The sequence below is a fragment of the Nocardia sp. NPDC087230 genome, from assembly GCF_044744725.1.
GTDB lineage: Bacteria > Actinomycetota > Actinomycetes > Mycobacteriales > Mycobacteriaceae > Nocardia > Nocardia canadensis.
Map to the genome: position 1 here is coordinate 511,019 of NZ_JBIUYV010000005.1, position 13,740 is coordinate 524,758.

At 70.1% G+C, this 13,740-nt stretch carries 19 protein-coding genes and 1 riboswitch; of the genes, 14 read left to right on the forward strand and 5 right to left on the reverse strand.

From position 1 onward, the window contains the following. Window positions 1-88 precede the first annotated feature (88 nt). The 9 genes from ACIO52_RS20665 to ACIO52_RS20705 all read left to right on the forward strand — a co-directional run bounded on the left by ACIO52_RS20665 (window position 89) and on the right by ACIO52_RS20705 (window position 4,086). Window positions 89-655, forward strand: coding sequence for an RNA polymerase sigma factor (locus tag ACIO52_RS20665; RefSeq protein WP_218718098.1), 567 nt, complete (start codon window positions 89-91; stop codon window positions 653-655). Then, window positions 646-1,221, forward strand: coding sequence for an Asp23/Gls24 family envelope stress response protein (locus tag ACIO52_RS20670; protein WP_316574985.1), 576 nt, complete (start codon window positions 646-648; stop codon window positions 1,219-1,221). The genes ACIO52_RS20665 and ACIO52_RS20670 overlap by 10 nt, the downstream gene beginning before the upstream one ends. Further along, window positions 1,218-1,595, forward strand: a complete 378-nt coding sequence (locus ACIO52_RS20675; RefSeq protein ID WP_218718100.1) for an Asp23/Gls24 family envelope stress response protein — start codon at window positions 1,218-1,220, stop codon at window positions 1,593-1,595. Before ACIO52_RS20670 ends, ACIO52_RS20675 begins: the two co-directional genes overlap by 4 nt. After that, window positions 1,592-1,927: a hypothetical protein gene (locus ACIO52_RS20680; protein ID WP_316574986.1), complete on the forward strand. Its 336-nt coding sequence runs from the start codon at window positions 1,592-1,594 to the stop codon at window positions 1,925-1,927. Before ACIO52_RS20675 ends, ACIO52_RS20680 begins: the two co-directional genes overlap by 4 nt. A gap of 73 nt (window positions 1,928-2,000) precedes the next feature. Then, complete coding sequence (locus tag ACIO52_RS20685; RefSeq protein WP_316574987.1) at window positions 2,001-2,480, forward strand: Asp23/Gls24 family envelope stress response protein; 480 nt, start codon at window positions 2,001-2,003, stop codon at window positions 2,478-2,480. A 1-nt stretch (window position 2,481) separates the two neighbouring features. Next, window positions 2,482-2,670, forward strand: a complete 189-nt coding sequence (locus ACIO52_RS20690) for a hypothetical protein (protein WP_402645893.1) — start codon at window positions 2,482-2,484, stop codon at window positions 2,668-2,670. Next, on the forward strand, window positions 2,667-2,984 hold the full coding sequence (locus tag ACIO52_RS20695; RefSeq protein WP_402645896.1) for an Asp23/Gls24 family envelope stress response protein: 318 nt from the start codon (window positions 2,667-2,669) through the stop codon (window positions 2,982-2,984). The genes ACIO52_RS20690 and ACIO52_RS20695 overlap by 4 nt, the downstream gene beginning before the upstream one ends. Further along, window positions 2,981-3,517: a DUF6286 domain-containing protein gene (locus ACIO52_RS20700; protein ID WP_218718104.1), complete on the forward strand. Its 537-nt coding sequence runs from the start codon at window positions 2,981-2,983 to the stop codon at window positions 3,515-3,517. Before ACIO52_RS20695 ends, ACIO52_RS20700 begins: the two co-directional genes overlap by 4 nt. After that, on the forward strand, window positions 3,514-4,086 hold the full coding sequence (locus tag ACIO52_RS20705) for an alkaline shock response membrane anchor protein AmaP (RefSeq protein ID WP_218718105.1): 573 nt from the start codon (window positions 3,514-3,516) through the stop codon (window positions 4,084-4,086). The genes ACIO52_RS20700 and ACIO52_RS20705 overlap by 4 nt, the downstream gene beginning before the upstream one ends. A 28-nt stretch (window positions 4,087-4,114) precedes the next feature. Here ACIO52_RS20705 and ACIO52_RS20710 read toward each other — a convergent pair whose 3' ends face one another. The 3 genes from ACIO52_RS20710 to ACIO52_RS20720 all read right to left on the reverse strand — a co-directional run bounded on the left by ACIO52_RS20710 (window position 4,115) and on the right by ACIO52_RS20720 (window position 7,611). Further along, window positions 4,115-5,083, reverse strand: coding sequence for a hypothetical protein (locus ACIO52_RS20710; RefSeq protein WP_255587604.1), 969 nt, complete (start codon window positions 5,081-5,083; stop codon window positions 4,115-4,117). 152 nt (window positions 5,084-5,235) lie between these two features. Continuing rightward, window positions 5,236-6,105 carry an alpha/beta fold hydrolase gene (locus ACIO52_RS20715; RefSeq protein WP_402645900.1) on the reverse strand — a complete coding sequence of 290 codons (870 nt, stop codon included), beginning with the start codon at window positions 6,103-6,105 and terminating at the stop codon, window positions 5,236-5,238. 54 nt (window positions 6,106-6,159) lie between these two features. Continuing rightward, a complete protein-coding gene (locus ACIO52_RS20720; RefSeq protein ID WP_402645903.1) occupies window positions 6,160-7,611 on the reverse strand; it encodes an amidase in 1,452 nt (483 codons plus the stop codon). A 305-nt stretch (window positions 7,612-7,916) separates the two neighbouring features. Here ACIO52_RS20720 and ACIO52_RS20725 point away from each other — a divergent pair, with 305 nt between their 5' ends. Next, window positions 7,917-8,159, forward strand: a complete 243-nt coding sequence (locus ACIO52_RS20725) for a hypothetical protein (RefSeq protein WP_218718108.1) — start codon at window positions 7,917-7,919, stop codon at window positions 8,157-8,159. Between the two features lie 7 nt (window positions 8,160-8,166). Here ACIO52_RS20725 and gndA read toward each other — a convergent pair whose 3' ends face one another. Then, complete coding sequence (gene gndA / locus ACIO52_RS20730) at window positions 8,167-9,612, reverse strand: NADP-dependent phosphogluconate dehydrogenase (RefSeq protein WP_218718109.1); 1,446 nt, start codon at window positions 9,610-9,612, stop codon at window positions 8,167-8,169. 166 nt (window positions 9,613-9,778) lie between these two features. Beyond that, a riboswitch (TPP riboswitch) is annotated at window positions 9,779-9,875 on the forward strand. Between gndA and ACIO52_RS20735 the strand changes: the two genes are divergently transcribed. The 4 genes from ACIO52_RS20735 to ACIO52_RS20750 all read left to right on the forward strand — a co-directional run bounded on the left by ACIO52_RS20735 (window position 9,866) and on the right by ACIO52_RS20750 (window position 13,220). After that, window positions 9,866-10,573 (forward strand): TenA family protein, encoded by a 708-nt coding sequence (locus ACIO52_RS20735; RefSeq protein ID WP_402645907.1) that lies wholly within the window; start codon window positions 9,866-9,868, stop codon window positions 10,571-10,573. (Overlaps the previous riboswitch by 10 nt.) Beyond that, window positions 10,570-11,592 carry an ABC transporter substrate-binding protein gene (locus ACIO52_RS20740; RefSeq protein WP_342800456.1) on the forward strand — a complete coding sequence of 341 codons (1,023 nt, stop codon included), beginning with the start codon at window positions 10,570-10,572 and terminating at the stop codon, window positions 11,590-11,592. The genes ACIO52_RS20735 and ACIO52_RS20740 overlap by 4 nt, the downstream gene beginning before the upstream one ends. After that, window positions 11,570-12,421 carry an ABC transporter permease gene (locus ACIO52_RS20745; RefSeq protein ID WP_218718112.1) on the forward strand — a complete coding sequence of 284 codons (852 nt, stop codon included), beginning with the start codon at window positions 11,570-11,572 and terminating at the stop codon, window positions 12,419-12,421. The genes ACIO52_RS20740 and ACIO52_RS20745 overlap by 23 nt, the downstream gene beginning before the upstream one ends. Then, complete coding sequence (locus ACIO52_RS20750; RefSeq protein ID WP_218718113.1) at window positions 12,414-13,220, forward strand: ABC transporter ATP-binding protein; 807 nt, start codon at window positions 12,414-12,416, stop codon at window positions 13,218-13,220. The genes ACIO52_RS20745 and ACIO52_RS20750 overlap by 8 nt, the downstream gene beginning before the upstream one ends. 34 nt (window positions 13,221-13,254) lie before the next feature. Here the strand turns inward: ACIO52_RS20750 and ACIO52_RS20755 are convergent, their stop codons facing one another. Further along, window positions 13,255-13,737 (reverse strand): nuclear transport factor 2 family protein, encoded by a 483-nt coding sequence (locus ACIO52_RS20755; protein WP_218718114.1) that lies wholly within the window; start codon window positions 13,735-13,737, stop codon window positions 13,255-13,257. Between the last annotated feature and the right edge of the window lie 3 nt (window positions 13,738-13,740).

The window sequence follows — 13,740 nt, forward strand, 5'->3', positions numbered from 1 at the left end:
CGGAGTGAGACGACGATCACTGATAGTTTGCCGTGACGAATTCCTGCGCATCGGTGTCCATCACAGGAGCAGCGGAGGAGGTGCCGGTGTGACCACGACGTCGCCCGCACCCGAGACAGAGCTGGACGACGCGACCCTGGCCGGGCGAGCGCGTGACGGCGATGTCCGGGCATACGAGCAGCTGGTGCTGCGCTACCAGGGACCGATGTTCCGGTTGGCCGCCAAGATGCTGGCCGACCGGGCCGAGGCCGAGGACGTGACCCAGGAGGTGTTCCTCAAAGCCTGGCGCACGATCACCCGACTACAGGACGACGCGGCCTTCGCGGGCTGGCTGTACCGGATGACGACCAACCGGTGCCTCAACGTCCTGCGCGCACGGCGGGTCCCCGCCGATGTCGACCCCGACACGACGGCCTCGACCCGCACCGACACCAGGCCCGAGCACGCCACGGAGGTGAACAGCCAGATGGCCGCGCTCACCGACGCGCTGCAGCAGCTGACGCCGGAGCAGCGCGCGTGCTGGCTGCTGCGCGAGGTCCACGGCCGGTCCTATGACGAGATCGCCGAGATCGTCGGCGCCAACAGCACAGCGGTGCGCGGGCGGATCGCACGTGCCCGAGCCCAACTGGCAGAGGTGATGAAGCCATGGCGGTGACCAACCAGACCGACAACGACTACCTGCTCCCCTGCGGACGCGGCCTGGAGCAGGTCTGGGATCGGCTCGACGCGCCGGACGCCGATCAGCACGAGGCCTCGTGCCCGCACTGCGCCGGGGCCAGGGAGAGCCTGCTCACCCTGCGCAACGCCACCAGGGAGCTCATCGACGAACCCGACCCGCCGCCGCCCGACCTGTTCGGCCGGATCATGTCCGCTGTGCGGGCCGATGTGCGCCGCGGCCGCACCCTGTCCGTCGACACGCCCCACCCCGGCGCCGTCCAGGTCAGCGAGCAGGCCGTGGCCACCGTGCTGCGATTCGCCGCCGACACCGTCGACGGCGTGCGTGCCCGCGGCTGCCGGGTGCGCAGCAGCGAACCCGGACCCGACGGCGAACAGGAGATCACGGTCGAGATGACCATCGCCGTCCGCAACGGCGCCCACGCCATCGACACGCTGGTCGCCGCGGTGCGCGAACGCGCGCGGGCCGCGACCACCGCGCGGGTCGGGGTACGGCTCGGCAGGCTCGACATCACTGTGGTCGACCTCTACGAGGAGGACAGGTGACGGGCCCGGCCCCCGCGACCGAGCTGGTCGTCGGGGACGCGGTGATCGCCGGCGTGGCCGCCCGAGCGGCGGCGCAGGTGCCGGGGGTTGCCAGGCTCGAACCGGGCGTCCTCGGACTGGTCGGGCATCTCGCCCGCTCCGGGCGGCAGTTGTGGATCGGCCGCGAACCGGCCGCGTCGGCCGGAGTCAGGGTGCGCCGCGCCGGTGGCCTGCTCGACATCCAGATCGATCTGGCGCTCTCGGCATCGGGCAACGTCGTCGAGGTCGGCGGCGCCGTGCAGCGGGCCGTGGCCGAGGCCGTCACCGAATCCACCGGCGCCGAGGTCGACTCGGTGCGGGTGTACGTGCTCGACATCGAACCGGGGCGGCCGTGAGCGGCGACGAGGACCTGACCGACCGGATCATCGCGGCGATCGACGCCATCGACGGCGCCCACCCCGCGGTCCCGATGGGTCTGCAGAACAGCCGCTGGCTGCCGTGGAACGCGGGCAGAGCCGCCGTCGACCTGGGCGAGGAGACGGTCGAGATCCGGGTCGTCGCCACCACGCTGCCGCTGGCGCCCCTGCTCGAGAAGCTGGACTCGGCCGTGCGGCCGGTCCTGGCCGGGACCAGATGGGCCGGCGCCGGATTGCGCGTGCACGTCGTGGATCTCGACGTCGACGCCTTCGCCGCCGACAGCGATCCAGATCACTCATCGGGCCCGTGACGATCGCCCGACGGCGGTGTCCTACCTATGACAGTTCGTCAACCCTTGGAACACAAGACAATCGGGAGGCATCATGTCCAGCACGACCACCGAGAACGCCAAGGCCGTGGAGAAGGCCGGGACCGGCCGGGACGGGTCGAACCGCCCGAGCGCCCTGGTGACCGATCAGGGCACCACCACGATCGCCGACGCCGTCGTCCAGAAGATCGCGGGTCTGGCGGCGCGGGAGGTCAGGGGCGTCCACGACCTCGGCGGCGGCACCGCTCGCGCGATCGGCGCACTGCGCGACCGCATTCCGGGCGCGTCCTCGAGCATCGGCCAGGGTGTCTCGGTCGAAGTGGGTGAGAAGCAGGCCGCCGTCGACCTGGAGCTCGTCGTCGAATACGGCGTCGCCATCGCGGAACTGGCGATCGCGGTGCGCCGCAACGTGATCACGGCCATCGAGCAGATGACCGGGCTCGAGGTCGTCGAGGTCAACATCAACGTCAACGATGTCTACATCGAGGACGACTCCGCCGAGCAGCAGGCGCCGAGCCGCGACCGGGTGCAGTGACATGAACGCCACCACGATCTGCCTCGTCATGGGTCTGTCCCTCGGATTCGCCGCCGCCTTCGGTGGCTTGGGCGCGTTCGCTGTCGTGCTGATCTTCGGTGGCCTCGGCCTGCTGATCGGGCGCTGGCTCGACGGCGAGGTCGACCTGTCCGGGCTGTTGCGCTCGGCGCAGGATCAGGGCAGGCGGTGACCAGCGCCGCCGCCCCGCTCCCCGGCACGACCACGATCGGCGAGCGCGCGGTACGCCGCATCGCCGAGCGGGCCGCCGCCGAGGTGACCGGAGTCGGGCCCGAGGTGCAGGTGAGCGCGCAGGTTGTCGGGACCGGCGCGACCCTGCGCGTCCGGCTCCCCATCCGCTATCCGCTGTCGGTGCGCGGCGTGACCGAGCAGTGCCGCGCGCATCTGATCACCAGGACCGAGGAGCTGACCGGGCTCACCGTGCCACGAGTCGACATCGAGGTCTCGGCCATGGTGCCGGAACCGCCCGAGAGGAGAGTCCGATGACACGCCGCCCACGCCGGGTCGTCCCGGCCGTCGTCGCCGCGCTGGCGCTGTGCGCCGTCGCGGTGCTCGTGGTGGTGTCGCTGGTCCAGCGGCTCACCGGGACACGGGAATGGGTCTCCTACGACAGCATCGCCACCCGGCTGCACCAGACGGCGTGGGGTAGCGGATGGGTGCTCGGCGTCGGCATCGTCGTCGCGGTACTCGGCCTGGCCCTGCTGGCGGTAGCGGCGCTGCCGGGCAAGCCGGTGGTGCTGGCGCTCGAAGCCGGGGACGGCATCGACGCCGGCATCGCCCGCCGCAGCCTGCGCAACGCGCTCGCCGACGCCACCGGCGGGGTGGACGGCCTGGACAGATCCCGGGTCCGACTGCGTCGCAAGAAGATCCAGGTGTCGGGCCATACCCACCACACGGCCGAGCAGACCGCCCAGGACGTCGGGGTGGCGGTCGCGGAGCGGCTCGACCGGATCAAGCCGGCCGAGGTCCCCCGCTTGCGCACCAGCCTGCGCACCATCGGCCCCGGGGGTGCGCGATGACCACCGCCAACCGGCCGGCCCGGCTGAACCGCGGTGTGCTCGCACTGCTCGGCATCGTGCTCGCCACGGCGGGCGGACTGCTGATCGCGGCGCACTTCGGTGCCTTCCGGGTCTCCCCCGCGACCCCGCTGGTTCCCGGCACCGAAGAGCCGCCCAGCATCGTCTTCTACCTCGTGATCGCCGGCGCGGTGGTGCTCGCACTGATCTCGCTGCGCTGGCTGGCTGCCCAGTTCACCCGGCTGCCCAAGCGTGCCGTGTGGCAGCTCGGCGACACCGCCGGGCACGGCGGCACGATTCTCGGCTCCGGCACCGCCGCCGACGCGGTGGCCGCCGATGTGGCGACCTACGAGGGAGTCCGTTCCGCGACAGCACGTCTCGCGGGTAGCGCGACGGCCCCCGACCTGCATCTGCTCATCGACACCGATCCCGCCGCCGACCTGCCCGCCCTGCGCAGGCGCATCCTCGGCCACGCCGTGCCGCGCCTGCGCACCGCGCTCGACCTCGCCGCCATCCCGGTCACCGTCGAATTCCGCATCGCGGATCGGGGCCGGACCCGACGCGCGCTGTAGCCGTTGTGGGGCCGCGGCCACGTTCGCCTCAGCCGGGCCGCGGTCCCTCGTCATCGCGGCCGCGCCGGCTGCCGGTATAGGCGCTCTCGCGGATCCGGTTGACCATGTTCGGGACCAACGCCACCTCGGCGGGATGGTTGAGGACGGGGTCGAAGAAGTCCGTGCGGTGCTCCCCCGGTTCGGCGCGGCGCAGGTCCAGCTCACCGATCGTCTCGGCGGGGCCGCCCAGCCCGTCGGCGGTGAGGGTGTAGCGCATCACCTGGCTGTCGAGGTAGTCGCCCACCGCCTGCAACGACGCGGTGTTCGGCAGCGCCTCGGGGTCGAGCGGCTCGGCGAACAACCACGCCGGTGAGGCGTCGGCGAACCGGTACGGCAACAGCGAGCCGAAACAGGCCGTCGACCAGCCGCGCGCCGGTGTGAAGACGAATCGGCCGAGGGTGCCGCGGCCCGTGGTCGCCAGCGCGAAATCCCACGGGTGATCGTCGCGATCGAGCACCCGAAACGCCAACCCGAGCACGTCGGGCACCCCGACCGGACTACCCAGTCCCTTCGACAGTCGGGCGATGACCGCCCGATCACCGGCCCCGAACCACTGTTCGTATTGCTGCGTCGGCCGGAATCGCCCGGCCAGGCGGATTCCCCGCGGGTGGAACACCCGCGCGTGCCGCACCCGCGCCGCGGTCTGGAACGCGGCGGACACGACGGCGTTCGGCAGGTCGGTGAGCCCGCGGAGATCGATCAGCGGTGCCTTCTTGCGCTCGTCGCCGTCCGCCTTCGTCGGCGTGCTCGCGCGAGGCCGCGGCGAAGCAGTGGGGGCGGGGAACGCACGGTTGCGGTAGTCGGATCCGATGTCGCTCTCGGTGTCGTCGCCGGAGAGCGGTTCCGGTTCACGCCAGTCCTCGACCCGTCCCGTGCCTCGGAGAGCCTTGTCCAGTTCGTCGGCCAACTCCGCGTCGTGAGCGGGTCCATGCTTGGTGTTGCCTCGTTCGATATCCAATTCGACCTCCTCTATCGGCCGTCGGCGACGCCGCCGAATCCAGCGGCGTCACCTCGCGCATACCCGACGTCGCGCTTCCGAACCGATCGCGGGGAACTCGACACCCGTGGTGAGCTTCGCCCGGCGTGGCGGCGACGTCGGGACACACTGGATCACCGGATGCTGTCGAGGACTCCGTGGAGGGTACGAGCGAAAGCCTCCGGCTGCCCCGGATAACCGGACTCCGCACCGGTGAAGCCGCCGTGGTGGCTCGGGAAGACGACCGGTCGGCTGCCGAGTCGATCGGCGATCGCCGTCGAGGTGCGCTCGGTGACCGTGCCCGTCGACTCCTCGCCGTAGCCGAGCACGATCCGGGTCGGCGCCGCGGTGAGCGCGGGGAGGTCGGCGCGGAAGTCGAGGACCGGGCGGGATCGCTCCGAGAGCAGCGGGTGGTCGCGGGCGCCGTCGTCTTCGGCCGGCAGGCCGAACAACGTGGGATCCGCGGCGGGCGCGGCGAAGTAGTCGTCGGTGAATTCGCCCTGCCAGGAGGTCATCGCGATGAAAGCCGCCATGCCCGTGCCGAAGCCTTTCGCGGCGTAGGCCTCGCGATACCCCGCCGCGGCCCGCTCGGCCGCGGCGGCATCGGGCAGCGCGGACAGCAACGGCGGTTCGTGTGCGACCAGGGTGGTCACGTCGTCGGGGTGCGCGCTCACCAGCGCGAACGCGACGATGGCCCCGCCGCTGCTGGCGAAGATCTCGACCGGGCCCGCGCCGAGCGCCTCGATGACGGCGTGGACGTCCTCGGCGTGCACGGCGGGGACGTTGTCGACCAGGCCGTCGGTGCGGACACTGCGACCGAGCCCGCGCGGGTCGTAGGTGACGACCGTGCGATCGGGGAAACGCGACGCGAGCGCGGTGAAGCCACTCGCGTCCATCGGGAGGCCGATCATGAGCAGCGGCGGCCGTCCGTCGGTGGTCGGGAGCGGCCCGTGGACGTCGTAGGTGAGCGTTGCGCCGGGAGTAGCGAGCCTGTGTGTCGTCATGCCGATAGTGACGTGTCCGGCGGCGAGAACTCATCGGTGACCCGGTGCGGCGGGCTACCTCGGCGGCCGGAAGCCGCCGATCTTCTGCTCGAGCAGTTCGGCCAGCCGCAACGGGGTGCGGTCTTCGAACATCGGTCCGATGAGTTGCACGCCCACCGGCAGTCCTGCGGTGGACAGACCCGTCGGGATGGCGGTCGCGGGCAGGCCGGGCATCGTGGCCAGACCGGCCCAGACGAGCTGGTCGAAGTACGGGTACGCGCCGCCGTCGATGTCGATCCGGCGTTCCAGCAGATCAGGGTTGTGATCGTGCGGGAACGCGGGAGTCGGCGTGATCGGGCACACCACCGCGTCGAACGCGGCGAACAGCTGACGCCAGCCGTGGCGATGCAGCTCGCGACGGTTGGTCACCGCGAGCCAGTCGCGGTGGGTGAACACCATGGCGCGCAGCCGCGCGGCGTCGAGACTCCGGTCGTCGGCGTGGAGTTCGGCGGCGCGGGTTTGCAGCTGCTCGTAGGCGTCGACGGGAAATCGTGCCACCGAGCCCGAGAACAGCAACTGTGTGTAGAGCGTCCCGGCTTCGGTCAGGTCGGGCAGCAGCGGACTGTGCCGTTCGACGCGGGCGCCGCCGTCGATCAGCGCGTCGGCCACCCGGTTCACCCCCGCCCGCACGGCGGCGCCGGTGGGTATGAGCGGATGGTCCTCGACGACCAGGACCCGGAAGTCGGCCAGCCGCTCGTGACGCGCGGGCGGCAGCGTCACGTCGTAGGCCCGGCCGTGTGTGAGCGGGTCCGGTCCGGCCATGACGTCGAGCAGCAGGCCCAGGTCGCGGGCGGTGCGCGCCATCGGACCGACGACCGCGAGGTCCAGATCGATCGGCAGGGCGGGCGCGTCCGGGGCGACCATGCCGCGCGTCGGCGCCAGCCCGACTGTCGGCTTGTGCGCGTAGACACCGCAGAAATGCGCGGGAGTACGCAGCGAACCGGCCAGGTCGGAACCGAGGGACAGCGCGCCGAACCCACACGCCAGGGCCGCCGCCGAGCCGCCCGAGGATCCACCCGAGGTGCGCTCGTGATCCCACGGGTTGGTGGTGGTGCCGTAGATCTCGTTGAAGCTCTGGATATCTTGCAGGCCCAGCGGCACATTGGACTTGCCGAGCACGACCGCGCCCGCGGCCTCGAGCCGCGCTACCTGGACCGCGTTCTCGGTCGGGACATAGTTCGCGTGCTGCGGCATACCCCAGGTCGTGGGTAGCCCGGCGACGTCGTAGGACTCCTTGACCGTCATCGGGATGCCGAGCAGCGGCCGATCCTCGCCGCGGGCACGCGCCTGATCGGCACGATGTGCGGCGGCCCGCGCGCGGTCGAAGTCCGGTACACAGATCGCGTTGATCGCCCGGTCCTCACGCTCGATACGGGCGATCGCCGCCTCGGTGAGTTCTGCCGAGCTCACCGAACCGGCACGCAGGGCAGTTGAGAACTCTTCGGCCGACTGAAAATTCCACTCCACGTATTCGACGTTATTGCGCCCTGTCAGAAGCCATAAAACCCCGTTTCGCACAACGGGGTGCTTGTCTCAGCGCGAGCGGTCGCCACCACCTTCGCGCCGGCCGAGCGGGATCGGGACCGACGACCTGCGATCCGGGTTGTGCCATCCGCTTCCCCGAATTCGGTGGTCCGGCGTGCGATCCTCGACAGGGAATCGACGCTCGACTGTTCGCTGGAGACCGAAGTTCTTACACGGAGAACGAATCTCAGCAGGAGGTCGCTCGAATGCGTGTCTTTACCGTCCTCGCGACAGCTCTCGGAGCGACCATGACAACGCTGGCGCTGCTGTCCGCGCCGGCCGTGGCCGAAGTCGCCGCCACCGTCGACGCCGAGACGCTGATGTCGTTCGCATTCGGTCCGGGCGGAGCCCGCAGCGAATGTCACAGCGGTAAGCACCTGTGTGAGCCGAACGAATTCACCTGCGACAACGACAGATGCGTTCAGAAACAATGGCTGTGCGACGGTGACGACGACTGTGGCGACGGCTCCGACGAGCGGAACTGTCAGTAGCGGGCGCTCAGTCCGCGGCCACCTCGCTGCGGTCACCGCTCCACAGCGTGTGGAACTTGCCGTCGGCGTCGATGCGCTCGTAGGTGTGGGCGCCGAAGAAGTCGCGCTGGCCCTGGGTCAGGGCGGCCGGAAGACGCTCGGCGCGCAGGGCGTCGTAGTAGGACAGCGAGGACGCGAACGCCGGGACGGGGATTCCGAGCAGGGTGGCGGTGGACACCACGCGCCGCCAGCTGTCGATCGCGGTCTCGATGGCCTCGCGGAAGTAGGGCGCCAGGATCAGGCTCGGCAGGGCGGGGTCCTGCTCGTAGGCGTCCTTGATCCGGTTCAGGAACCGGGCCCGGATGATGCAGCCGCCGCGCCAGATGGTCGCCAGATCACCGGGGTGCAGATCCCAGCCGTATTCGGCGCTGCCCGCGGCGATCTGGTCGAAGCCCTGCGCGTACGCGACGACCTTCGAGGCGTACAGCGCCTGCCGGATGTCTTCGGTGAACTGCTCGACATCGGTGGGCTTGTCGGCCAGGGTGCCCGACGCCAGGCCCACCGCGGCTTTGCGCTGGGCCCGGGAACCGGACAGCGCTCTGGCGAAGACCGCCTCGGCGATGCCGGTCACCGGCACGCCGAGATCGAGCGCGGACTTGACCGTCCAGCGGCCGGTGCCCTTCTGCTCGGCGGCGTCGACGATGACGTCGACCAGCGGCTTGCCGGTCTTGGCGTCGACCTGGGCGAGCACCTCGGCGGTGATCTCGACCAGGTAGCTCTCCAGGTCGCCGGAGTTCCACTGCGTGAACACTTGCGCGATCTGCCCGGCGTCGAAGCCGAGCGCGTCCCGGAACAGGTGGTAGGCCTCGCCGATCAGCTGCATGTCGGCGTATTCGATGCCGTTGTGCACCATCTTGACGAAGTGCCCGGAACCGTCGGGGCCGATGTGGGTGCAGCACGGGGTGCCGTCGACCTGGGCCGCGATCGACTCCAGCAGCGGGCCGAGCGACTCGTAGGACTCCTTCGGTCCGCCCGGCATGATCGCGGGACCGTTGAGCGCGCCTTCCTCGCCGCCCGAGATGCCCGCACCGACGAAGTTCAGGCCCCGCTCGCGCAGGGCGGCCTCGCGGCGGATGGTGTCGGTGTAGAGGGCGTTGCCGCCGTCGATGATGATGTCGCCCGGCTCCATCACGGCGGCCAGTTCCTCGATGACGGTGTCGGTCGCCTCGCCTGCCTTGACCATGATCAGCACCCGCCGCGGCTTCTCCAGCGCCGCGACGAACTCCTCGACGGTCTCGGTGCGGACGAAGTCGCCGTCGTCGCCGTGCTCGGCGAGCAGCGCGTCGGTCTTGGCCACGGAACGGTTGTGCAGCGCGACGGTGTAGCCGTGCTTGGCGAAGTTGCGGGCGATGTTGCTGCCCATCACGGCCAGGCCGGTGACACCGATGTGTGCACGCGCGGTAGAGGTCGACATTGCTCAGCTCTCTTCGTTCGGCGGGTCCGACGGGTGCGGAAGACGGCTTCCTTGGCAGCCAAGTTACTGGGTGCCGATCCGCGGCCGAACACTTACCACCGTGAGCGGGGCTGCGCGCGCACCCGGGCGGCGTCCGCGTGTCGGTGGTCGCTGCTAGTGTCGGTCGAGTTCCGACACGGGGTGTCTCGCGACCGCGAGGCTGAGAACAGACCCGCTGAACCTGTTCAGGTAATGCTGACGAAGGGATGTCACGGTGTTGCGCGCCCACACCACAAATACCGGCTTGTTCACCGATCACCTCTGGGACCGGACCAAGGTCCTGCGCAGCGCGATCGACGAGCTGGAATTCCTGCGCCACCTCGGCGAGGGCACGTTGCCGCTCGAGGTGTTCCGCACCTACATCGAGCAGGATTCGCTGTATCTGACCGGGTATTCGAAGGCGCTGGCGATCCTGGCCGCCAAGTCACCGGACCCGCGGACCGCGGCGTTCTGGGCGACCTCGTCCGCCAACGCGGCCGCGGTCGAGTCGGCCATGCACGATCAGATGCTCACCGGTGGAGCGCTGCCCCCGCGGCAGGGCGACGCGGAGCATTCGCAGACCTGCCTCGCCTACGTGTCCTTCCTGATCGCCGCGGCCGCGACCGAGTCCTACGCCGTCGCCGCGGCGGCCGCGCTGCCCTGCTTCTGGATCTACGCCGACGTGGGCCGCGGCTTGGCCGAGAGCGCCGCGAAGGTGATCGCGACCGATCCCGCCCATCCGTACGCCCAGTGGGTCAGCACCTACGGCGCGGCGGAGTTCCAGCAGTCCGCGGCCACGGCCCGCTCGCTGGTCGACGCCGCCGCCGACTCGGCGAGCGAGCAGGAGCGCGCGGCGATGGAGAAGGCGTTCGTCCTCGCCGTGCGCTACGAGTTGATGTTCTGGGACACCGCCCTGCATCCGCAGCCCTGGCCTGCCGCATGAGCGGGCGTCTTCGCCGCGCGTTCGCGGTCATGGCCACCACCGTCGCGGCGCTGTCGCTGCTGACCGCCTGCGGTTCGGGCGGCGGCTCCGATCAGACGATTCGGTTCGCGCTGGACTGGACGCCCAACACCAACCACGCCGGGCTCTACGTCGCGTTGCAGCGCGGCTATTTCGCCGACGCCGGCCTGGATGTGCAGGTCCTGCCGTACAACAACACCTCGGTCGATACGATGATCGACGCCGGCAACGCGGAATTCGGGATCAGTACCCACAATTCGTCGACCTTCGCCCGCGCGTCGGGCGCGCAGGTCAAGTCGGTGCTCGCCCCGCTGCAGCACTGGGCGACGGGCATCGGGGTGCGCGCCGATCGCGCCGACCTCGCGAGCCCGAAGGATCTCGACGGCAAGACCTACGCCGGCTTCGGCGACCCGGGCGAGCGGGAGGCGCTGCAGCAGGTCATCCGCAACGACGGTGGCCGCGGCGATTTCACCTCGGTGGTGCTGGGTTCGTCGGCCTACGAAGCGGTCTACTCCGGCAAGGCGGACTTCACTGTCTCGTACCTGGCGTGGGAAGGGATCGAGGCCGAACACCACGGCACCCCGATGCGATACTTCCGCTACACCGACTTCGGTTTCCCGGATTCCTACGCGATCGTGATCGATGCCAACGAGGGCTGGCTGGCCCAGAACCCGGACCGCGCCGCGAAATTCGTGCAGGCGCTGCAACGCGGCTACCAGTTCGCCGCGGACAACCCGGACGCGGCGGCGCAGGATCTCATCACCGCCAACCCGGGCGCGTTCACCGACGAGAAGCTGGTCTTCGAGAGCCAGCGCATGCTGGCCGAACAGTTCATGAAGGATGCCCAGGGCACGGTGGGCACCCAGACGGTGGAGCAGTGGTCGGCCAATTCCGGCTTCCTGTACCGGAGCGGCCTGCTGACCGGCCCCGATGGCAAGCCGCTGACCACCGAACCCGACTGGTCGACCTATTTCACCGATGAGTACCTCGCCGACCGGTGAGCTGCCCGTAGCCGCGTCGTCGCCGGCCCCCACCGGCGACGACGGCGGGACGGCGCGCTGGGCCGGGATCCGGTGGGCGATACCGTCGTTCGTCACGGTGGCGGCGCTCGTCGCCGGCTGGCAGGTCTACGTCACCAGCAGCGGTGTCCGACCGCAGGTGCTGCCGTCGCCGCTGCGGGTGGTCCAGCAGGGGTGGGCGCACCGGGACGAGATCCTGTCCCACGCCGCCGCGACGTTGCAGGTGACGTTGGCCGGGTTCGCGGTGTCGCTGACGCTGGCGTGGGTGCTGGCGGTGATCGTCGACTTCTCGCCGTGGCTGCGGCGGGCGCTGGTGCCGCTGTTCGTCGCGTCGCAGACCGTGCCGATCGTGGCGATCGCACCGTTGATGATCATCTGGTTCGGGTTCGGTCTCCTGCCGAAGATCCTGGTGGTCGCGCTGGTCACCTTCTTCCCGATGGCCATCGGCCTGATCGAGGGATTCGCCGCGGCCGACCGCGACGCGGGCGCGCTGCTACGGAGCATGGGCGCCTCCCGGTGGCAGGAGTTCCGGTATGTGCGACTACCGTCCGCCCTGCCACGGTTCTTCACGGCGCTGCGGATCGGGATCACCTATGCCGTCGTCGGCGCGGTGTTCGCCGAGTACGTCGGCGCGAGTGCCGGTCTCGGCATCTATATGAGCCTGCAGAAGAATTCGTTCCGCACCGACCTGGTGCTGGCGGCGGTGCTGGTCACGGCGCTGCTGAGCATCGCGCTCTACCTGTCGACCTTCGCGATCGAACGCCTCGTCGCGCCGTGGTCGCGCGCGCAGAACAGGAGCCGACGTGACTGACGCCGAGCGCGACCGCATCGTCGTCGACAGTCTCACCAAGTCGTTCCCGCAACCCGGTCGGCGCAGCCCGGACCTCGCGGTGCTGGGCGGGGTGTCGTTCACCGTCCGATCGGGCGAGTTCGTCACCGTCATCGGACCGAGCGGGTGCGGCAAGAGCACCGTGTTCAACATGCTGGCCGGACTCGAATCCCCCGACTCCGGCAGCGTCGGCTTCCGCGCGGCCGACGGCGAGGACACCGCGTCGCACTGCGCCTACATGCCGCAGAAGGACCTGCTGTTCCCCTGGCGATCGGTGCTGGACAACACCATCCTCGGTTTACGTGTCCAGGGCGTCCCGAAAGCGGAGGCGCGGCGCCGGGCCCGCGCGCTGTTCCCGGTCTTCGGGCTGTCCGGCTTCGAGGACGCCCGCCCGTCCCAGCTGTCGGGTGGGATGCGGCAGCGGGCCGCGCTGCTGCGGACTGTCGTCCAGGAGCGCGAACTGCTGCTGCTCGACGAACCCTTCGGGGCACTCGACTCCCTGACCCGCACCGAGATGCAGTCGTGGCTGCAGGAGGTCTGGCAGCGCTACCGCTGGATGGTCTTGATGATCACCCACGATGTCCGTGAGGCGGTCTATCTGTCGGACCGCGTGATCGTGCTGTCGGCCCGCCCGGCCACCGTGCGCCACGAACTGCGCATCGACCTGCCGCGCCCGCGCGGACTGTCCATGATCACCGCGCCCGAGTTCGTCGCGCTGGAGGAGGAACTCCTCGCGATCCTGCACGAGGAGTCGCGCCGGGCGCTCACCGAACAGCGCTGACGCGATCGACCGACGGTCTGCCCACCACGGGTGGTCAGTGCTCGAGCGAAGGGTCCCACCGGTTGGCGAGCATCGTGAAGCTCGGGAGGTCCGCCAGCGAGGTCGATGCCTCGTAGATGCGCTCGTAGCGTGTCGAGGCGATCCGCCACGCACCGTCCGGGTCGCGACGATAGGTGTCGGAATAGTATCCGCCGCCGCGGATCTGGACCTTCGCGTCCGGCACCAGGACGGTGTCCTCGAACGCCCAGGAACCCCGCGCGGTATCACCGTCGACGTCGATCTCGGGATGGTTGGCGATGTGGACCGTGACGATCCCGGGCCCGAGGTTCTGCTCCATGAACGCCACGACACGGGCCCGGCTGTCGAAATGCAGCGGCTCGGCCATGGCCTGGGTGCCATAGCGCGCGGAGATGTCCTCGGCGAGACAGTCCGCGAACTCGTCCCACAGTTTCAGGTCGAGTGTGCGGAAGTACCGGTGCTTGAGACGCTTGATCTCCTCGATCGCGACAAGGTCCATGGC